The organism is Streptomyces sp. Q6 (assembly GCF_036967205.1).
In the GTDB taxonomy this organism is placed as follows: domain Bacteria; phylum Actinomycetota; class Actinomycetes; order Streptomycetales; family Streptomycetaceae; genus Streptomyces; species Streptomyces citrinus.
This window is the reverse complement of sequence record NZ_CP146022.1, coordinates 1,054,760-1,072,922: the sequence shown is the minus strand read 5'-3', so window position 1 is coordinate 1,072,922 and position 18,163 is coordinate 1,054,760. Positions and strand designations below refer to the sequence as shown.

At 71.1% G+C, this 18,163-nt stretch carries 19 protein-coding genes; 10 read left to right on the top strand and 9 right to left on the bottom strand.

The annotated features are described in order from the left end of the window. Window positions 1–254: 254 nt before the first annotated feature. Window positions 255–1,322: an acyl-CoA desaturase gene (locus tag V2W30_RS05100; protein ID WP_338693998.1), complete on the top strand. Its 1,068-nt coding sequence runs from the start codon at window positions 255–257 to the stop codon at window positions 1,320–1,322. A gap of 137 nt (window positions 1,323–1,459) precedes the next feature. Beyond that, a complete protein-coding gene (locus V2W30_RS05095) occupies window positions 1,460–1,642 on the top strand; it encodes a hypothetical protein (RefSeq protein WP_338693996.1) in 183 nt (60 codons plus the stop codon). A 141-nt stretch (window positions 1,643–1,783) separates the two neighbouring features. On the opposite strand, the gene V2W30_RS05090 is transcribed toward V2W30_RS05095, so the two are convergent. The 4 genes from V2W30_RS05090 to V2W30_RS05075 form a co-directional block, all read right to left on the bottom strand. After that, window positions 1,784–3,160, bottom strand: coding sequence for a tannase/feruloyl esterase family alpha/beta hydrolase (locus tag V2W30_RS05090; protein ID WP_338693994.1), 1,377 nt, complete (start codon window positions 3,158–3,160; stop codon window positions 1,784–1,786). A 111-nt stretch (window positions 3,161–3,271) separates the two neighbouring features. After that, the gene (locus tag V2W30_RS05085; protein WP_338693992.1) at window positions 3,272–4,156 is read right to left on the bottom strand and encodes a hypothetical protein; all 885 of its coding nucleotides are present in this window, start codon (window positions 4,154–4,156) and stop codon (window positions 3,272–3,274) included. 186 nt (window positions 4,157–4,342) lie between these two features. Further along, window positions 4,343–4,681, bottom strand: coding sequence for a hypothetical protein (locus V2W30_RS05080; RefSeq protein ID WP_338693990.1), 339 nt, complete (start codon window positions 4,679–4,681; stop codon window positions 4,343–4,345). A 121-nt stretch (window positions 4,682–4,802) separates the two neighbouring features. Next, a complete protein-coding gene (locus V2W30_RS05075) occupies window positions 4,803–5,336 on the bottom strand; it encodes a PadR family transcriptional regulator (RefSeq protein WP_338693988.1) in 534 nt (177 codons plus the stop codon). A 160-nt stretch (window positions 5,337–5,496) separates the two neighbouring features. Here V2W30_RS05075 and V2W30_RS05070 point away from each other — a divergent pair, with 160 nt between their 5' ends. Next, entirely contained in the window at window positions 5,497–6,249 is a 753-nt protein-coding gene (locus tag V2W30_RS05070; protein ID WP_338693987.1) for an alpha/beta hydrolase, read from the top strand. Between the two features lie 9 nt (window positions 6,250–6,258). Here V2W30_RS05070 and V2W30_RS05065 read toward each other — a convergent pair whose 3' ends face one another. Further along, window positions 6,259–6,858 carry a class I SAM-dependent methyltransferase gene (locus V2W30_RS05065; RefSeq protein WP_338693986.1) on the bottom strand — a complete coding sequence of 200 codons (600 nt, stop codon included), beginning with the start codon at window positions 6,856–6,858 and terminating at the stop codon, window positions 6,259–6,261. Between the two features lie 217 nt (window positions 6,859–7,075). Here V2W30_RS05065 and V2W30_RS05060 point away from each other — a divergent pair, with 217 nt between their 5' ends. From V2W30_RS05060 to V2W30_RS05040, 5 genes are read left to right on the top strand one after another with little or no spacing between them, the layout of a single operon-like run. Continuing rightward, window positions 7,076–7,849, top strand: coding sequence for an MHYT domain-containing protein (locus V2W30_RS05060; protein ID WP_338693985.1), 774 nt, complete (start codon window positions 7,076–7,078; stop codon window positions 7,847–7,849). Between the two features lie 55 nt (window positions 7,850–7,904). Beyond that, a complete protein-coding gene (locus tag V2W30_RS05055; RefSeq protein WP_338693984.1) occupies window positions 7,905–10,406 on the top strand; it encodes a sensor histidine kinase in 2,502 nt (833 codons plus the stop codon). Continuing rightward, window positions 10,403–10,840, top strand: coding sequence for a roadblock/LC7 domain-containing protein (locus V2W30_RS05050; protein WP_338693983.1), 438 nt, complete (start codon window positions 10,403–10,405; stop codon window positions 10,838–10,840). Before V2W30_RS05055 ends, V2W30_RS05050 begins: the two co-directional genes overlap by 4 nt. Before the next feature lie 16 nt (window positions 10,841–10,856). Next, entirely contained in the window at window positions 10,857–11,354 is a 498-nt protein-coding gene (locus V2W30_RS05045) for a DUF742 domain-containing protein (protein ID WP_338693982.1), read from the top strand. After that, complete coding sequence (locus tag V2W30_RS05040; RefSeq protein WP_338693981.1) at window positions 11,335–11,940, top strand: GTP-binding protein; 606 nt, start codon at window positions 11,335–11,337, stop codon at window positions 11,938–11,940. Before V2W30_RS05045 ends, V2W30_RS05040 begins: the two co-directional genes overlap by 20 nt. A gap of 11 nt (window positions 11,941–11,951) precedes the next feature. On the opposite strand, the gene V2W30_RS05035 is transcribed toward V2W30_RS05040, so the two are convergent. Then, window positions 11,952–12,380 (bottom strand): PPOX class F420-dependent oxidoreductase, encoded by a 429-nt coding sequence (locus V2W30_RS05035; protein WP_338693980.1) that lies wholly within the window; start codon window positions 12,378–12,380, stop codon window positions 11,952–11,954. A 117-nt stretch (window positions 12,381–12,497) separates the two neighbouring features. Between V2W30_RS05035 and V2W30_RS05030 the strand changes: the two genes are divergently transcribed. Continuing rightward, window positions 12,498–12,911: a roadblock/LC7 domain-containing protein gene (locus V2W30_RS05030; RefSeq protein WP_338693979.1), complete on the top strand. Its 414-nt coding sequence runs from the start codon at window positions 12,498–12,500 to the stop codon at window positions 12,909–12,911. Between the two features lie 191 nt (window positions 12,912–13,102). Then, on the top strand, window positions 13,103–14,017 hold the full coding sequence (locus V2W30_RS05025) for a DUF6397 family protein (RefSeq protein WP_338693977.1): 915 nt from the start codon (window positions 13,103–13,105) through the stop codon (window positions 14,015–14,017). Window positions 14,018–14,043: 26 nt separating this feature from the next. Here the strand turns inward: V2W30_RS05025 and V2W30_RS05020 are convergent, their stop codons facing one another. From V2W30_RS05020 to V2W30_RS05010, 3 genes are all read right to left on the bottom strand, one after another. Beyond that, a complete protein-coding gene (locus tag V2W30_RS05020) occupies window positions 14,044–14,559 on the bottom strand; it encodes a tetratricopeptide repeat protein (RefSeq protein ID WP_338693976.1) in 516 nt (171 codons plus the stop codon). Next, a complete protein-coding gene (locus V2W30_RS05015) occupies window positions 14,556–15,428 on the bottom strand; it encodes an acyl-CoA thioesterase II (RefSeq protein WP_338693974.1) in 873 nt (290 codons plus the stop codon). The genes V2W30_RS05020 and V2W30_RS05015 overlap by 4 nt, the downstream gene beginning before the upstream one ends. Before the next feature lie 82 nt (window positions 15,429–15,510). Further along, a complete protein-coding gene (locus V2W30_RS05010; protein ID WP_338693973.1) occupies window positions 15,511–18,024 on the bottom strand; it encodes a DEAD/DEAH box helicase in 2,514 nt (837 codons plus the stop codon). Window positions 18,025–18,163 lie beyond the last annotated feature (139 nt).

Here is an 18,163-nt window from a genome sequence, read left to right as displayed (position 1 = left end):
AAATTTGACTACTCGCCCTGAAGGCGCCGAGGGTACACGGATCGAGCCGCCTCGCGGGCGCCTACAAGTAGTGATCCGGGTCACCCGACCCTTAAGGGTGTAGCTAGCACCCCTCTTGCGGCGGGGTTACCCCCTGGAGTGCTCGGGTGGTGGCGCCATGGCTCGCCAAGGCCTCTGATCCGTAGGTTTTTTGACGCCGGGCCGATGTGCAGCCCGCGCCTCGACCCCGCCCCTCCACAGACCGGAGATCCGCCATGTCCTTGGCCGTCGGAGCCGCACCGGACCACGTCGAAGCCGCCGCCGCGCGGCGGCGCCCGCCCGAAGCGGGAAGTGAGTTCACGCCACTGCTGCGCGACGTCAAGGGGCGGGGCCTGCTCGCCCGGCGCACCGGCTGGTACGTGCGCACCATCGTGGTCAACGGCCTCTGTCTGGCCGGCGTCGTCGCAGGGATGGCGTTCATCGGCGCTTCCTGGTGGGTGCTCGCCTTCGCTCCCGTCCTCGCCGTCCTCTGTGCGCGCACCGCGTTCATCGGCCATGACGCGGGCCACGCGCAGATCACCGGCAACCGCTCCGTCAGCCGCCTCATCGGCCTGATCCACGGCAACCTGCTGCTGGGCATGAGTTACGCGTGGTGGAACGACAAGCACAACCGTCACCACGCCAACCCGAACCACATCGAGAAGGACCCCGACGTCGCCGCCGACGTCCTCGTCTTCACCAGTGAGCAGGCCGCCACGCGCGTGGGCTTCCGCGGCTGGCTCACCCGGCATCAAGCATGGCTCTTCTTCCCCCTCACCCTGCTCGAAGGTCTCGCCCTGAAGGTCTCCGGTTTCCAGGACCTGCGTCGCCAGTCCGGACGCGAGCGCCTGGTGGAGGGGGCCTTCCTGGTCGCCCACGTCGTCGGCTACGTCGCCCTGCTGCTGCTCACCATGCCGCTGTCGCACGCCCTCGTGTTCGCGGCACTCCACCAGGCCCTGTTCGGACTGCACCTGGGAATGGCGTTCGCGCCCAACCACAAGGGCATGGAGATGCCCGACCCCGACGGCGACAAGTGGGGCCACCTGCGGCGCCAGGTCCTCACCTCGCGCAACATCAAGGGCGGCCTGCTGACCGACTGGTTCCTCGGCGGTCTCAACTACCAGATCGAGCACCACCTGTTCCCGAGCATGCCCCGGCCCCACCTCAGGCTCGCCCAGCCCCTGGTGAAGGCCCACTGCCGCGATCTCGGCATCCCCTTCGTGGAGACCGGGCTCGTCGACTCCTACCGCCAGGCCCTGCGGCACATGTATGAAGTGGGGGAGCCGCTGCGGGCCGACATCTGATGTGCGCGGGCGTGCGATCTCAGGGACGTCTCAGGGTCGCGCGCCGGAACCGTGGACGTCACGGGCCCGTTTCTCACAGCAGAGGCGGGCCCGCTCCACTCAGCCGAGGGCGAGCCGCCCCGAAGGAGGCCACACACATGTCGAAGAACGCGAAGATCGCTGCGGGAGGCGTGGCGGCCGGGATCATCCTCTTGATCTGGCTGCCGTGGTGGGCGGCCCTGCTCATCGTGCTGGGCGTGCCCACCGCGGCGTACCTGATGCTCGACCCCTCGCAGCGGCGCAGGCTGCGCAGGGTCACGCGCAAGGAGATCGGGCGGTGACGCGGATCCGGCGCGTCCGATCCGACTGAGCTGATCCGATCGACCTGAGGGACGGACCTGATCGTACGGACCTGGTGCGAGGCCTGACGCCGTGGGCCCGATCCGGCCGACCTGGTCCGACGGACAGCCGCCTCGGCGGGGCTAAGAAGTCCGCACCGAGCAGGAGTTGACGACGTCGCCGCTCGCGGGCCGTCCCACGGTGCGGTCCGCGGGCGGTCGCGTGCCGCTCTCCACCCAGCGGGTGAGCGTGTCGAAGGCGTCCCGGTAGCACGGCAGGATCGGCCGCAGCAGGCCCGGATGGCTGTCGTACAGGCCGTCGGTGTGTGTTCCGCCCTGGATCGTGTACGTACGGTGCAGGCGGCCGCGCCCCTGGGCATCGGTCATCCGGGCGTACACGGAGGCGTCCGTGGCGATCGGCAGCAGTGTGTCGAGGTCGCCCTGGAGCGTGAGCAGCGGCTTGCCGACGCGCCCGGTCAGCGCCACGCGCGCGACCGCGCGGTGCACCGGGGCCGGACGGGCCGCGTAGTCGTACGCGGCGTCCGAGGCGCAGGGGGCGAGAATCTCGTCCGTCGTCGAGCCGGTCGACGCCCCGGGGCAGGCGGGGTCATAGGAAGGGTCGAACTCGGCCCGGTACGCCTTCTGCGTGAGGCCCCAGTACACCTTCTGGTGATACGGCCACAGGAACTCCGAGCCGCGCGCGAAACCCGCCGCATACATGTCGTCCGCATCGGCGCCGCCCTGTCCGTACGCCACGGCGGTCGGCAGGGAAGTGAACAGGTTCGGCCCCTCGGCCGTCCACAGCACGCCCTCCCAGTCGACGCCGCCGTCGTACAACTCCGGACGGTTCTCCAACTGCCAGCGCGTCAAGTAGCCCGCGTTCGAGATGCCCGTCATGTAGGTCCGCCGGGGCGCATGGCCGTACCGCAGGGCCACGGCCTTCTTGGCGGCGAGGGTGAGCTGCGTGGTGCGGGCGTTCCACTCGGCGACGGCGTCGCCGGGGCGATCGCCGTCACGGTAGAAGTTCGGGCCCGTGTTGCCCTTGTCGGTGGCGGCGTACGCGTATCCCTGGGCGAGGACCCGGTCGGCGATCGCCACGTCGGTCGCGTACTGCTTGCGGTTGCCCGGCGCCGCGGTCACCACCAGACCCCCGTTCCAGCGGTCGGGCATCCGCAGCACGAACTGGGCGTCGTGGTTCCAGCCGTGAGTGGTGTTGGTGCGCGAGTCGTCGCGGAAATAGCCGTCGATCTGCACGCCGGGCACGCCGGACGCGCGGTGGGTGCCCTGAGCGGTCAGCCCCGCCTGGTCCGCGGTGTCGGTGTACGCGGTGCCGGCGAGGCCGGCGGTCGTCAGATCGTCCAGGCAGGCCCGCCGCTGGAACTCGGCGCCCGGCACGCGCGCGTGCTCCTGGTGCGCGCAGTGCGCGGCGGACGGAGCGTCCGCCTGCGCGGCCTGCGGCCCGGACGCGGCCAGCGCGAGCAGGGCTGTGGCCACCAGGGGGACGTATCTGGGCAGGCGCATCGAGAGGCCTCCTCTACGTGTGGGAAGAGGCCTCATCGTGGAGGCGGAGCCCGCGCGCACCTATGGGTCGGAACCACATGGGAAGCCGACGCCCTATGGGGTGACGGCGGTTCAGGCCGGGCGCACGGCCATCTTGTCGAGGGCTTCCAGGAGGCTCGGCAGTTCGGCGCCCCGACCGACCGGAAGCACTTCGCCCGGTTCGTCGTCGAGCAGGATGAAGGCGATGTCGTCCGTCCGCGCCACCATCGACCAGCCGGGGCCGTCGGCCCGCAGCGTGCGGGCGTCGCCCGAGGCGAAGGCGGAGCGCACACGGCCCAGCGGCGGGGGAGTGTCCAGGTAGGCGCGTGCCTCGCTCAGGACGCGGCGGATGCCCGCGCGAGGGTCGTCCGGTGCCTTCTCCTTCGGCGTGTCGGCGTCGCCCTTGCCGTCCTCGTCGCTCGCGTCGCCGTCCGTGCCCGCCTCGGCGGCTTCGCCGTCCGGCCCGCCGACGAACTGGGAGTCGTCGATCTGATCGCGCCACGTGGCCCACTGGAGCGCTATCTCGTCCGCTCCCAGGCGTCGTTGGGCCGGCCCCCACGTCTGCGTGTCGGGCGGGCTCAGCGGCGACACGTCGCCCGCCTCGGGCTCGGGCTTCGGGTCGTGCGGCTCCGGGACGCCCGGCGCCGAGACGGCGAGCGCGAGCGGCCAGCCCGGGAGCGCGGCGACCATGCTGTTCTCGTTCGGGGACAGCTCGTACTCCATGCCGCAGTCCCAGGAGGCGATGGCCACCGCGACCAGCGACACGTCGTCGACGACCACGGTCCAGCGCGCACCTTGCCCGTCCTGCCCGAGCACCAGGCCGTACCCGTCCGCGAGCGGGGCGAGCCCGAGCGCGGCACACGCCTCCGGATAGTCGTCGCCGAGCACGCTGGGGAACTTCGCTGGAGTGAGCAGCACCGCTGTCAGTACGTACAGCGCGTCGTCCCCGGTGGCGACGTCGTCGTCCGTCCCGGCCATGCCAGCCTCCCCTGAGCTTCGTTCCGTCGGCGTGACCTTAGTCAGTCACGGACGATGTCGTACAGGGGCGATGACCAGGAAAACCCGTCCTTGTGCAGGTCCGCACGGCGTGCGTGGAGAGCTTGTCGACGTCCCGTGGGCACTTTGTGTGGCCGCGGGGCCGGGCCGGACCCGCGCGCGGAGGACTCAGGCGGCCGGCAGACCCAGGAGGCGGCGCGCGACCACCCGAGGTGGCTCGTCCCGCTCCCGCGAGAGGGCGATGAGCGCCCGGCACGCCAACTCGTTGACGCCGAACACGAGGGCGCTCGGCTCCACCCACCCCGCGGCCTCGTCGATGCGCTCCTGATCGTCCTCCACGCACGCAGTGATGTAGGTGGCCGCTGCCTCGAAGAGGTTGTGCGGGCGCCGCTCGCCACCCGGGTGCGACGCCTCGCGTGCGGAGCGCCCCTCCTCACGCAGTCGCTCCTCGCGCCGCGCGACCTTCTTGCGCCAGGTGTTCCATGACTTGCGGACTCTGTCGAACATGCGCCACCGTCCCCCTGTCGACCGCCCACGGCCGTCGTCGTCCCCGCAACGCCCCTCATGTGCCGTGGAGTTGAGCCCATGGTGGCAGAAGAGAGCCGCCACGGTCCCGGTGCGGAGCGGCTCAACAGTCGTCCGATTCCAGGTCCTTGAGGGTGGCTCGGAGCCAGGTGAGCTCGGCGCGGCTGGTGGCGCGCGCGATGGAGAGCACGCCCCGCCTGAACGGATCGTCCAACTCTTCAGCGCGCAGCGGGCGTTCCCCCTCGTAGAAGAAGCTCGCCGGCTCCTCAAGGAAGTCGAGCCGGCGGCGCAGGACGTCGGCCTGCTCCGAGGGGGCCTCCAGGTGGCGCAGGAAGGCCAGCACGGTGAACCAGCGGTTCTCGTCGGTGATGTCGGGCCGCGCGGGCTCGCGCAGCCTGCGCCGCAGCTCCTCGCGGCCCCCGGCGGTGAGGCTCAGGACGTGCCGCGGCGCCGCCACCGTGCCCGGCTGGGTCTCGCGCGCGAGAAGCCCCGCCTTCTCCAGGCGCTTGATCGCCGGATACAGGGTGCTCTCGGCGACCGGCCTCACGTGCCCGGTGAGTGCGGTGATGCGCTTGCGCAACTCGTAGCCGTGCAGGGGAGCGTCGTAGAGGAATCCGAGGATGGCGAGTTCGAGCATGACTCCATTGTGGGTCATGACGACGTTCACGTAGTACATCGGTTACGCAATGCATCGATCACGTACTACATCGGCAGCGGTATGCATCGGTTACGTAGTACTGCGGCGGCGATGTATTGTGGCGTCGAAGTCGAACCGGGGACCGAACAAGGAGGACGCCATGCGGCAGACGCCGTTCGACGCACAGGGGAGCCACATCCGCTGGACCGAGACAGCAGGCGCCGAGCCGGCCCGCGTCTACGTCCACGGCCTGGGCGCGGCCTCGACGGTGTACCACGCGCACATCGCGGCCCGGCCCGAACTGGCCGGTCGCCGCACGCTGTTCGTCGACCTGCCCGGTCACGGCATCAGCGACCGCCCCGCCGACTTCGACTACACCCTGGAGCGTCACGCCGACGCGCTCGCCGCCGCGCTCGACGCGGCGGGGGTGAGCGGGGCGGAGATCATCGGGCACAGCATGGGCGGCTCCGTGGCGATCGTGCTCGCGCACCGCCGGAGCGACCTCGTCTCGCGCCTCGTCGTCACGGAGGGCAACCTCGATCCGTATCCGGGCATCCCTGCGGGCAGCAGCGGAATCGCGTCCTATGAAGAAGACGCCTACGTCTCCGGTGGTGGCCACGCGCGCGTGCTCGCGAAGGTCGGCCCGCTGTGGGCGGCCACCATGCGCCTCGCCGACCCCCTCGCCCTGCACCGCAGCGCGACCGGGCTGGTGCGCGGCACCGAACCCACGATGCGGCGGATGCTGGAGGACCTGAAGGTCGAGCGGGTCTACCTCCAAGGAGCCCGCAGCGGTGAACTCGCGGGGCGGGAGGACCTGATGGCCGCCGGTGTGCACGTAGTCGAGGTGCCCGACGCGGGGCACAACGTCATGTTCGACAACCCGGACGCCTTCGTGGCGGCCGTCGCGGGGTAGCGGGGCGGCTCAGCCCGCGCGCTCCGCCAGCGCAAGGAAGCGCTCGTCCTCGTCGACGTACGAGGTCACGCGCCAGCCCGCACCGGCGAGCAGAGGACGCAGATTGTGCTCGGCCCGCAGGTCGTCCGGGGTGAGCTGCCGTCCGTGACGCGCCGCGAGCGCCGCCCGGCCGATCGGGTGGAAGAGGGCCAGCAGGCCGCCCGGACGGACCACGCGCGCCAACTCGCGCAGATTCTCCGGCGGTTGCGGCAGGTGGGAGATGAGGCCCGCGCCGAACACCGCGTCCAGTACCCCCGTGCCCAACGGCAGTCGGGCCACGTCCGTGAGCAGCAGGTGCCCGTCGCGGTCCCGGCCGGCCCGCACCGCGGCCGCCAGCATCGCCGGGGTCAGGTCGGCTCCCAGCACCGTGCCCGAAGGGCCCACGGCCGTCCTCAGCGCGGGCAGCGCCCGGCCGGTGCCGCAGCCCGCGTCCAGCACCCTGCCGCCCGGCCGCAACCCGAGGGCGTCCACCGCCGCCGCGTAGGCCGGACCGTCGTCGGGGAAGCGGGAGTCCCAGTCGGCGGCACGGGCCGCGAAGAACTCCTGCACACGCGTGGCGTCATCGCTCATGTGCTCCATGATTGCGCAGCCCGCCGACAGCCGGCGATGCACGTGCGGGGGACGCCGGGTCGAAAGGTCCCCATCGGAACCGAAAGCGTCGCATGCGCGTGCGGTGCACACGTTCGACCCTGACGCGATCGTTCTGTTGTGTATCTCTGTCACATTCCACCAGCTTTTGAAATGCGCCCCTACAGTGCGCCCCCGGCGCGGCTAGCGTCCCTGAGCCATGGGACACCTGGACCACGCCGCCTTCGGCTGGCTTACCCCCGTGCTGTCGTACGCGATGGCCTGCATCGGAGCCGCGCTCGGCCTGCGCTGCACCGTGCGGGCCCTGGCCGCCACGGGGCGCACCCGCCGCAACTGGCTCCTCACCGCCGCTTCCGCCCTCGGCACGGGCATCTGGACGATGCACTTCGTGGCGATGCTCGGCTTCGGCGTCACGGGAACCGAGATCCGCTACAACGTGCCCCTGACCATCCTCAGCCTGGTCGTCGCGGTGGTCGTCGTCGGCGCCGGCGTGTTCGCCGTCGGCTACGGCCGTGATCGTGGTCGCGCACTCGCCCTCGGCGGCCTCACCACCGGCCTCGGCGTCGCCAGCATGCACTACCTCGGCATGGCGGCGCTGCGCCTGCACGGCCAGGTCCACTACGACCCCGTGCTCGTCGCCCTGTCGGTGGTGATCGCCGTCGTCGCGGCGACGGCCGCCCTGTGGGCCGGACTCAACATCAAGTCGCCGATCGCCGTCGCCGGCGCCTCCCTCGTCATGGGCGGCGCCGTCAGCAGCATGCACTACACCGGGATGATCGCGGTCAGCGTGACGGTGACGCCCTCCCCGGTCACCCTGCCGGGTGCGACAGCGATGCAGTTCATCTTCCCGCTCGCCGTAGGACTCGGCTCCTACCTCTTCCTGACCTCGGCGTTCGTCGCACTGTCCCCGACCGCGGACGAGCGGGAGGCCTCCGCGTCGGCCCAGCAGCCACTGGAGAGTCTGTCCCGTTGACGGCCACGGGCCGACGGACCTGCCGCGTCACCGCCCCAGAACGATCGAGGAGGCCATGCGCCCGCCCCGCAGAACTCCCAGCTCAGGACCACCGCAGATAGCCGAGTCCCCGACACGCGGCCGACGCGCGCACGCGGGTCCGCCCGCCTACGAGGACGCCCTGGACGACTCGGCCCCGGCCGGGACCACGCCACCCGCGCGCGCGGGTCGGCGCGGCCTTCGCCCGCGCACCGTCCGGGCGAAGATCGTCTCGCTCCTCATGGTGCCGGTCGTGTCGCTGCTCGCGCTGTGGGGCTACGCCACCGTGAGCACCGCTCAGGACGTCGCACGGCTGCGGCAGTTGGAGCGCGTCGACGTCGCGGTGCGCGAGCCCGTGGCCGCTGCCGTGACCGCCCTCCAGGAGGAGCGCGTCGCGGCCGTCGACTACGCCACCGATCCCACGCCCGGCCGGGGTGACGACCTCAAAGGGCTCGCCGCCGTCACCGACCGCGCGGTCGAGCGCCTGCGCCTCGGCAGGCACAACACCGTCGCGGACGGCGCGGACCTGCCGCACGGCGTGGCCGGCCGGCTCACCACCTTCGTCACGGGAGTCGAACGACTGCGGACCGTCCGCACAGCCGTTCTGGAACGCCGTGCCGGCTGGGACACCGCCTACGGGCAGTACACGAAGACCCTCGGCAGCGCCTTCGCCGTCAGCGGATCGCTGACCGGCATCCAGGACTCCGCGCTCGGCTCCGACGCGCGCGTGCTGCTGGAGTTCGGCCGCTCCGCGGAGATGCTCTCCCGTGAGGACGCGCTGCTGTCCAGCGCCCATCTCGCGGGGACCCTGGACGACGAGCGGCTGCGCCTGTTCACCGGCGCCGTCGACACCCGCAGGACTCTCGTCGACACGGCCGCCACCGACCTGCGCGGACCCGAACGAGCCGCCTGGAACCACCTCGTGGAGGGGAGCGCGTACGGCAACGTGCGCGCCGTCGAGGACCGGACGCTCATCGCACCACCGGGCCGCAAGGCCCTCGCGGCGGCGTCCGCGGGGACCTGGGACACGGCACACGCGACCGTGCGCGACGGGATGCGCACCATCGAGACGGACGCGGCGCGCAGTGCCGCGGACCGCGCCGACCCGTTCGGCCGCGGGCTGCTCACCCCCGCGGGAGCGGCCGTCCTGCTCGGCCTCGCCGCCGTGTCCGCCTCGCTGGTGATCTCCGTCCGCATCGGGCGCGGCCTCGTCGTCGAACTCGTCAGTCTGCGCAACACCGCCCTGGCGATCGCTCGCCGCAAACTTCCGCAGGCCATGCGGAAGTTGCGGGCCGGCGAGGAGATCGACGTGCAGGCCGAGGCGCCCCAGGGGCCGCCTGCCGAGGACGAGACGGGACAGGTCTCCGAGGCCCTCACCACGGTGCACCGGGCCGCCCTGCGGGCCGCCGTGGAGCGCGCCGAACTCGCCAGCGGAATCTCCGGCGTCTTCGTCAACCTCGCCCGCCGCAGTCAAGTGCTCGTCCACCGACAGCTCGGCCTCCTTGACAGCATGGAGCGGCGCGCCGACGACCCGAACGAACTGGGGGACCTGTTCCGGCTCGACCACCTCACCACCCGCATGCGGCGCCACGCGGAGAGCCTGATCATCCTCTCCGGAGCCGCACCGGGGCGCGCCTGGCGCATGCCCGTACCGCTCACGAACGTCGTACGGGCCGCGGTCTCCGAGATCGAGGACTACGCGCGCGTGGAGGTACGCCAGCTCACCGACGCCGACGTCATGGGCACCGCGGTCGCCGACCTCACCCACCTGCTCGCCGAACTCGTCGAGAACGCCGCCCAGTTCTCGCCGCCGCACACCAAGGTGCGCATCAGCGGCGAGCCGGTCGGCAACGGCTACGCCATCGAGATCGAGGACCGCGGCCTGGGCATGGGCAAGGAGACCCTCGCCGACGCGAACAACCGCATCGACCACTCCGAGTCCCTCGACCTGTTCGACAGCGACCGGCTCGGCCTCTTCGTGGTGAGCAGGCTCGCCAACCGCCACGAGATCAAGGTGCACCTGCGTACGTCGCCCTACGGAGGCACCACCGCCGTCGTCCTGCTGCCCAAGGCGCTGCTCCACAAGGACAGCGCCCCGGCGACGCCGAGCGACGAGCACCGACCGTCCGAAGAGGAGCGCCGCTACGCGCGCGTGCCCGAGCCCGAAGCAGCGCACATGAACGGCAACCCCGTGCCCGCACCGACACCCCGCCCCGCACTCGCCCCCTCCCGGGGCCCCGACCCCGAGGAGGCGGAGCACCCGCCCGGCGTCACCGCCCTGCGCCTGCGCAGGCCGCCGGCCGACGAGAGCGACGAGGAGCCGCCTGGCGACGGGCTGCCGCGCCGCGTACGCCAGGCCAACCTCGCGCCCCAACTGCGCGAGCGCCCCGAGACACCGACTTCATCCTCGCGCGTCCCGGAGCAGGGCGACCGCACCCCCGAACAGGTCCGGGCCCGTATGACGTCCTTCCGGGACGGCTGGGTCAGAGGCGGCGGACGGCCGCCCGGCAGCGACAGCACTGAAGGAGATCGCACATGATCAAGGAACCGACCACGGGCACGGCCCACGGCTCCGGCGAACTCGACTGGCTCCTCGACGACCTGGTGCTGCGCGTGACCGAACTGCGGCACGCCGTCGTCCTGTCCAACGACGGCCTGGCCGTCGGCGCGTCCGGCGGCCTCGGCCGCGAGGACGCCGAGCATCTGGCCGCCGTCGCCTCCGGCTTCAACAGCCTCGCCAAAGGCACCGGGCGGCACTTCGGCACCGGCGCGGTCCGGCAGACCATGGTCGAGATGGACGACGGCTTCCTCTTCGTCGCCGCCGCGGGGGACGGCTCGTGCCTCGCGGTCCTGAGCACCGTCACCGCCGACATCGGACTCGTCGCCTACGAGATGGCCCGCCTGGTGAAGAGGGTCGGTGAGCACCTCTACACGCCGTCGAGGTTCGCCGGGCACCCGCCCACGGCAGGCTGACGGAACGGTCAGCGGCATGAATGACGACAGGTTCGCAGAAACGTACCGGTACCGGGACACGCACGCTGACGAAGGCGACGCGTACCGGACCGGCGACTACAGAGGCGACGAGGAGCACGTCAGCCCCGAGGACCAGGGCAGCCAGTGGTTCGACCACGAGGCCGGTCCCCTGGTCCGCCCGTACGCGATGACCGGCGGACGCACCACGGCGGGCCCTCAGGGAGCGCACTTCGACCTGATCGCCCTCGTGTCCCTCGACACCGCGGCGCCCGCCGCACACGATGACACCGCCCTGGGCCCCGAGCACCGGTCGATCATCGAACTGTGCCGCCTCGAGACCCAGACGGTCGCCGAACTCGCCGCCGGCACCGACCTGCCCGTGGGCGTGGTCCGGGTGCTGCTCGGCGACCTGTCGGAACTGGGCTGCGTCAAGGTCAGCAGGCCGGTGCCGCCCGCACAGCTACCGGACGAGAAGATCCTGAGAGAAGTCATCGATGGCCTCCGAGCACTCTGAAGGCACCGCCGACGGCACCGCAGCCATGGCGTTGAAGATTCTGGTCGCGGGCGGGTTCGGGGTGGGCAAGACCACCCTGGTCGGCGCCGTCAGCGAGATCCGGCCGCTGCGTACCGAGGAACAGCTCAGCGAGCTGGGCCAGTCCGTGGACGACACGGCCGCCGTGGAACGCAAGACGACCACGACCGTCGCCATGGACTTCGGCCGCATCACCATCAGGTCGGGTCTGTCGCTCTACCTGTTCGGAACACCGGGCCAGGACCGCTTCTGGTTCCTGTGGGACGAACTGTCGCAGGGGTCGCTCGGCGCCGTCGTCCTCGCGGACACCCGACGGCTGGAGGACTGCTTCCCCGCCGTGGACTACTTCGAGCACCGGCGCATCCCGTTCGTCGTGGCGGTCAACTGCTTCACGGGCGCCAGGGCGTACGGAGCGCACGAAGTGGCACGCGCCCTCGACCTCGACCGAGGGACCCCTGTGGTGCTGTGCGACGCCCGCGACAAGGATTCGGGAAAGGAGGTGCTGATCAGGCTGGTCGAGTACGCCGGGCGGATGTACACCGCCCGGCTGCTCGACTCGGTCGGCTGACGCGCCCGGCCTCAGTCGGCCACGTCACCCATGGCCACGACCTTCTCGACCCGTACGCGGACGACGAGTTCGCCCGGCACGGCATTGCGCCGGCCGAACTCCTCGGCGCGGTCCGCTCCCATGTAGCGGCCGCCGATCCGGGTGGCCGAATCCAGCAACTCGGCCGGGTCCTCGCTCAGTTCGGCGCGGCCCTGGATCGTCACGAACGAGAAGGGCGGCCGCTCGTCGTCGACGCACAGCGCCACGCGCCCGTCGCGGGCGAGGTTGCGGCCCTTGACCGTGTCCTTACCGGTGTTGAACACGATGTCGGGGCCGTCCAGGACGAACCAGACGGGCGCGATGTGCGGGCTCCCGTCGGCCCGCACGGTGGACAGCTTGGCGGTGCGGGTCCCCTCGGAGACGAAGGCCCGCCATTCCTCATCGGTCATCTTGTGTGCCATGGGTCCATCCTGCTTGCCCGGACGCCACGTGTGGGGAAGGCTTGCGAGTCAGATCCTCCGGGCAGGGGAGCGATCCTTTCCGGGGCGGGGAGCAACAGGAAGCGGGGATGAAGGATCATGGGGCAGAGCAGAGGACTCGACTGGCTGCTGGACGACCTGACGCAGCGCGTCGAGCACGTGCGGCACGCTCTGGTGCTGTCCAACGACGGCCTGGTGACCGGGGCGAGCACGGGCCTGCGCCGCGAGGACGCCGAGCACCTCGCCGCGGTCTCCTCCGGACTGCACAGCCTGGCCAAGGGGTCGGGGCGGCACTTCGGCGCGGGTGGGGTGCGCCAGACGATGGTCGAGTTCGACGAGGCGGTGCTCTTCGTGACCGCGGCGGGCGACGGCAGCTGCCTGTGCGTCCTCAGCTCGGCCGAGGCCGACATCGGCCAGATCGCGTACGAGATGACGCTGCTGGTCAACCGGGTCGGTGAGCACCTCGGCGTCGGAGCCCGCCAGCCGGAGCGCACCTCGGCGACCGACCTCTGACGCACTGCCCCTCCGTCGCGCTGCCCGTCCGTCGCGCTGCCCCTCTGACCTGCGGATCTTCAGGGCGGGGCGAAGTTATCCACAGGCCCCGACGGGGCGCGGCGGATAGGGCTACGGTTCTCCCGAGCGGTCACGGAGAGTGACTGCGCGTCAGTGATCGACGGGGGAGAACCATCGTGCAAGGCGACATCATGACCAGGCCCCAGGGCGGTGCGGCCCGTGAACTGGGTCTCAAGCGGGGCGAGTTCGAGCTGGCCGTGCGGCTGGGCCGCATTCGCACCGTCGCGGCCGAGGACGGCGGCAGGCGCCGCGTCCCGCGTGAGGAGATCGACCGGATCCGCGAGGCCGAAGGCTTCCCGGACACCCTGCGCGACCAGGTGCGGGTGGTCGGCACCGCCGAGGGCGCCGCGCTCATGGGCATCGCGGCGACCCGCTTCACCCGGCTCGCCCGTGCCGGGATACTGACTCCGGTCAAGTTCTATCTGAACCGGTACAGGTCCCTGGTCTGGCTCTATCTCGCCCAGGAACTGCGGGAGTTCGCGGAGTCGGAGATCAACGCCCCGCTCCTGACGGGCCGCGCGCCGGCCAAGGTGCGGGCCCGGCTCGACGCCGGGCAGGACCTGCGTCCACGCACCTGGCGGGCCCGCCACGCCGGCTGCCTGCTCGGGCTCAGTCGCGATCCGTGGGAGCGGGCCGCCGCGATCACCACCCTCCTGGACCCGACACAGATCGCCGAACTCGTCGAGAGCCCTTACGAGCGCGGTTACTTGCACCGGCTGCGACCCGAGGAGTCCTGGTACGGGGCACCCGGCTCACCCACGGCCCGCGCGGTGGAGCGCATCCTGATCGCCGAGGACCCGGACGAGGTCAGCTGGCTGCGGGCGAACCTGCTGCTGAGCCTGGCGGCGGCACGCCGACTGCGCCCGGCACCGCGCCCCGAATCACCCCCACTCGCACCTGAGCCCGGCCCGCACCCCGAAACCGCGACCGAACCGGCCACTCGGACCGACGCCAAACCCGCCAAACTCGCCAAACCCGTCGAACCCGTCGAACCCGTCGAACCCGCGAGGAGCCTGTGGGGCCGCCTGCTCGGCAGACGCGGCTGACGGCCCGGGCGGTGCGTGGCGCGGGGCTACGCGGTGGGCTCGACGGCGTCCAGGTCCTTGGCGTAGTGCTCGATCGCCGCGCGGTACCCCACGATGTCCGGGTCGGCGCTGGTCTCGGCCAGGACCGACAGGAGCAGGCGCATCCCGTCGTGCGCGCGGCCCGCGTTGTACAGGGCCATCGCCAGGAACGTCCTGAGCGCGTTGTCGTCCGGGAACTCGACGGTCGCGTCGCTCAGGGTCGCCACGGCCTCGGCGAAACGGCCGAGGGTGCGGTAGGTGCTGCCGAGACCGAGAAGGGCGCCGCGCCGGTCGTCCTCCGACAGTTCGGTGCCCGCCAGCGCGGCGACATAGTGCGGCACGGCGGCCGCTTCCAGGCCGAGCGTGTCGTGGACCCACGCCGTCTGGTAAGCGACACGGGCGTCGTCGGGGAAGCGGGTGCGGAGCGCGAGGAGCCGCTCGCGAGCCTCCTCGCGGTGCCCGGTCTCCCGCAGCCGTACGGCCTCGGCGAGCAGCGCGTCACGCTCGTCCACCGTGCCGCTCATCCTTCGAGCTTCCGGAACAGCCCCTCCTGCACCACCGACACCAGCAGACGCCCCTCGATGTCGTAGATACGGCCACGGGCCAACCCCCGACCGCCCGTGGCGATCGGCGACTCCTGGTCGTAGAGGAACCACTCATCGGCACGGAAAGGACGGTGGAACCACATGGCGTGGTCGAGCGAGGCCATGTCGAAACCGCGCGGGCCCCACAGCGGTTCGATCGGCAGACGCACCGCGTCGAGCAGCGTCATGTCGCTCGCGTACGTCAGCGCGCACGTGTGCACGAGCGGATCGTCGCCGAGCGGACTCACGGCACGCATCCATACGGCGCTGCGCGGCTCGGCCGACTCGACCTCCTCGGGGGTCCAGCGCAGTCGGTCCACGTAGCGGATGTCGAAGGGCTGACGTCGCGCCATGCGCTCCAACGCGTCGGGCAGCGCGCCCAGATGGCCCTTGATCTCCTCGGCGATCGTCGGCAGGGATTCCGGATCAGGAACCTCGCGGGCCGGCGGCAACTGGTGCTCGAAGGCCCCCTCTTCGGGCTTGTGGAAGGAAGCGGTGAGATTGAAGATCGTGCGACCCTGCTGCACGGCGGTGACCCGCCGCGTGGTGAACGAGCGACCGTCGCGGACCCGTTCGACCTGGTACACGATGGGCACGCCCGGACGGCCCGGGCGCAGGAAGTACGCGTGCAGCGAGTGCACGGGGCGGTCGCCGTCCGTGGTACGGCCGGCCGCGACCAGGGCCTGGCCCGCGACCTGGCCCCCGAAGACGCGCTGCAAGGACTCGTCCGGGCTGAGGCCGCGGAAGATGTTGACCTCGATCCGCTCCAGGTCGAGCAGGTCGACGAGCCGCTCAGCAGGATTCGTCATGCGTGGATCTCTCTCGTGTGGGCGACCGGAGGACACCGGCGCGTGGACGCGGCCGGACCCGATCGTCCGGCCGGCCCGGAATCTACAACTGACCGACGTTCGTGACCCGCACGACGGCACGGCCCTCGGCGTCGGAGGCGGCGAGGTCGACCTCGGCGCTGATGCCCCAGTCGTGGTCGCCGTTCGGATCGGCGAACGTCTGGCGCACCTTCCACAGGCCGTGCTCCGGATCCTCCTCGATCATGAGCAGCTTCGGGCCGCGCGCGTCCGGTCCGGTGCCGAGGTCCTCGTACTCGTCCCAGTACGCGTCCATGGCCTCGCCCCAGGCGTCGGCGTCCCAGCCCGACTCCCCGTCCATCTCGCCGAGCTCGTCGACATTGTCCAGGGCGGCCAGCTCGACGCGGCGGAACATGGCGTTGCGGACCAGGACGCGGAACGCGCGGGAGTTCGCGGTGACCGGCTTGACCTGGTCGGCCTTCTCCTGGGCCTCCTCGGCGGTCATCACCTCGGGGTTGGCGAGCTGCTCCCACTCGTCCAGGAGACTGGAGTCGACCTGGCGCACCATCTCGCCGAGCCAGGCGATCAGATCCTCCAGGTCCTCCGACTTGAGGTCGTCGGGCACGGTGTGGTCGAGCGTCTTGTACGCGCTCGCCAGGTAGCGCAGGACGATGCCCTCGGTGCGCGCGAGCTCGTAGTAGGAGACGAACTCGGTGAAGGTCATGGCCCGTTCGTACATGTCACGGATCACGGACTTCGGCGACAGCGGGTGGTCGCCGACCCACGGGTGGCTCTTTCGGTACACGTCGTAGGCGTGGAAGAGCAGCTCGTCGAGCGGCTTCGGGTACGAGATGTCCTGGAGGCGCTCCATGCGCTCCTCGTACTCGACCCCGTCCGCCTTCATCAGCGCGACGGCCTCACCGCGGGCCTTGTTCTGCTGGGCGTGCAGGATCTGCCGCGGGTCGTCGAGCGTGGACTCCACGACCGACACCATGTCGAGCGCGTACGACGGCGACTCCTTGTCGAGCAGATCGAACGAGGCGAGGGCGAACGTGGACAGCGGCTGGTTCAGCGCGAAGTCCTGCTGGAGGTCGACCGTGAGGCGCACGATGCGGCCCGTCGGGTCCGGCGTGTCCAGCTTCTCGACGATGCCGCCGTCCAGCAGCGAGCGGTAGATCGCGATGGCCCTGCGGATGTGGCGGAGCTGCTGCTTGCGCGGCTCGTGGTTGTCCTCCAGCAGGTGCCGCATCGCGTCGAAGGCGTTGCCCGGGCGCGCGATGACCGACAGAAGCATCGTGTGGGTGACGCGGAAGCGCGAGGTGAGCGGTTCGGGGTCCGAAGCGATGAGCTTCTCGAAGGTGCCCTCCGTCCACCCGACGAAGCCCTCCGGAGCCTTCTTGCGGACCACCTTGCGGCGCTTCTTGGGGTCGTCCCCGGCCTTCGTGAGGGCCTTCTCGTTCTCGATCACGTGCTCGGGCGCCTGCGCCACCACGAAGCCCGCGGTGTCGAAGCCCGCGCGGCCCGCGCGGCCCGCGATCTGGTGGAACTCACGGGCGCGCAGCGTACGGACACGGGTGCCGTCGTACTTGGTGAGGGCGGTGAACAGCACCGTGCGGATGGGCACGTTGACGCCGACGCCGAGCGTGTCGGTGCCGCAGATCACCTTCAACAGGCCCGCCTGGGCCAGCTTCTCGACGAGGCGCCGGTACTTGGGCAGCATGCCGGCGTGGTGCACGCCGATGCCGTGCCGTACGTAACGGGACAGGTTGCGGCCGAACTTGGTGGTGAACCGGAAGTTGCCGATCAGCTCGGCGATCTTGTCCTTCTCCTCGCGCGTGCACATGTTGATGCTCATCAGCGCCTGCGCGCGCTCGACCGCCTGCGCCTGCGTGAAGTGCACGATGTAGACGGGCGCCTGCCGCGTGTCGAGCAGCTCGGTCAGCGTCTCCGTCAGCGGGGTGAGCCGGTACTCGTAGGAGAGCGGGACGGGGCGGGTCGCCGAGCGGACCACCGACGTGGGGCGGCCCGTGCGCCGGGTCAGGTCCTTCTCGAACATCGCGACGTCGCCGAGCGTCGCCGACATCAGGATGAACTGCGCCTGCGGCAGCTCGAGGATCGGGATCTGCCAGGCCCAGCCGCGGTCTGCCTCCGCGTAGAAGTGGAACTCGTCCATGACGACCTGGCCGATGTCGGCCTGGGCGCCGTCGCGCAGGGCGATGGACGCGAGCACCTCGGCGGTGCAGCAGATCACGGGGGCGTCCGAGTTCACGGACGCGTCGCCGGTCAGCATGCCCACGTTCTCCGTGCCGAAGATCTTGCACAGCTCGAAGAACTTCTCGGAGACCAGCGCCTTGATGGGCGCCGTGTAGAAGGTGACCTCGTCACGGGCGAGCGCCGCGAAGTGCGCCGCCGCCGCGATCATGGACTTGCCGGAGCCGGTGGGCGTCGAGACGATCACGTTCGCCCCCGACACCACCTCGATCAGCGCCTCCTCCTGGTGGGGATAGAGGGTCAGACCCCGTTCCTCGACCCACGACTCGAAGGCGTCGTAGAGGGCGTCCGGGTCGGCGGTCTTCGGGAGCTGATCGATAAGGGTCACGTCACCATCTTGCCTGTCTTCCCACCCGATCCGGCAATCGGATGCCCGTACGAAGATCACGAAGGTTACGCTGGGTCGCCGACCTGGCGTCCGCACGCGGGCAGCTCGCGCGGGCCAACTCGGCCTCGCACCACGGGAC

Coding starts and splice junctions, on each gene's coding strand:
- V2W30_RS05020 (WP_338693976.1), bottom strand. CDS start 14,559: ATGAGCGGCACGGTGGACGAGCGTGACGCGCTGCTCGCCGAGGCCGTA.
- V2W30_RS05025 (WP_338693977.1), top strand. CDS start 13,103: ATGACCAGGCCCCAGGGCGGTGCGGCCCGTGAACTGGGTCTCAAGCGG.
- V2W30_RS05085 (WP_338693992.1), bottom strand. CDS start 4,156: ATGGCCGGGACGGACGACGACGTCGCCACCGGGGACGACGCGCTGTAC.
- V2W30_RS05015 (WP_338693974.1), bottom strand. CDS start 15,428: ATGACGAATCCTGCTGAGCGGCTCGTCGACCTGCTCGACCTGGAGCGG.
- V2W30_RS05040 (WP_338693981.1), top strand. CDS start 11,335: ATGGCCTCCGAGCACTCTGAAGGCACCGCCGACGGCACCGCAGCCATG.
- V2W30_RS05070 (WP_338693987.1), top strand. CDS start 5,497: ATGCGGCAGACGCCGTTCGACGCACAGGGGAGCCACATCCGCTGGACC.
- V2W30_RS05050 (WP_338693983.1), top strand. CDS start 10,403: ATGATCAAGGAACCGACCACGGGCACGGCCCACGGCTCCGGCGAACTC.
- V2W30_RS05065 (WP_338693986.1), bottom strand. CDS start 6,858: ATGAGCGATGACGCCACGCGTGTGCAGGAGTTCTTCGCGGCCCGTGCC.
- V2W30_RS05045 (WP_338693982.1), top strand. CDS start 10,857: ATGAATGACGACAGGTTCGCAGAAACGTACCGGTACCGGGACACGCAC.
- V2W30_RS05100 (WP_338693998.1), top strand. CDS start 255: ATGTCCTTGGCCGTCGGAGCCGCACCGGACCACGTCGAAGCCGCCGCC.
- V2W30_RS05035 (WP_338693980.1), bottom strand. CDS start 12,380: ATGGCACACAAGATGACCGATGAGGAATGGCGGGCCTTCGTCTCCGAG.
- V2W30_RS05075 (WP_338693988.1), bottom strand. CDS start 5,336: ATGCTCGAACTCGCCATCCTCGGATTCCTCTACGACGCTCCCCTGCAC.
- V2W30_RS05080 (WP_338693990.1), bottom strand. CDS start 4,681: ATGTTCGACAGAGTCCGCAAGTCATGGAACACCTGGCGCAAGAAGGTC.
- V2W30_RS05095 (WP_338693996.1), top strand. CDS start 1,460: ATGTCGAAGAACGCGAAGATCGCTGCGGGAGGCGTGGCGGCCGGGATC.
- V2W30_RS05030 (WP_338693979.1), top strand. CDS start 12,498: ATGGGGCAGAGCAGAGGACTCGACTGGCTGCTGGACGACCTGACGCAG.
- V2W30_RS05060 (WP_338693985.1), top strand. CDS start 7,076: ATGGGACACCTGGACCACGCCGCCTTCGGCTGGCTTACCCCCGTGCTG.
- V2W30_RS05090 (WP_338693994.1), bottom strand. CDS start 3,160: ATGCGCCTGCCCAGATACGTCCCCCTGGTGGCCACAGCCCTGCTCGCG.
- V2W30_RS05055 (WP_338693984.1), top strand. CDS start 7,905: ATGCGCCCGCCCCGCAGAACTCCCAGCTCAGGACCACCGCAGATAGCC.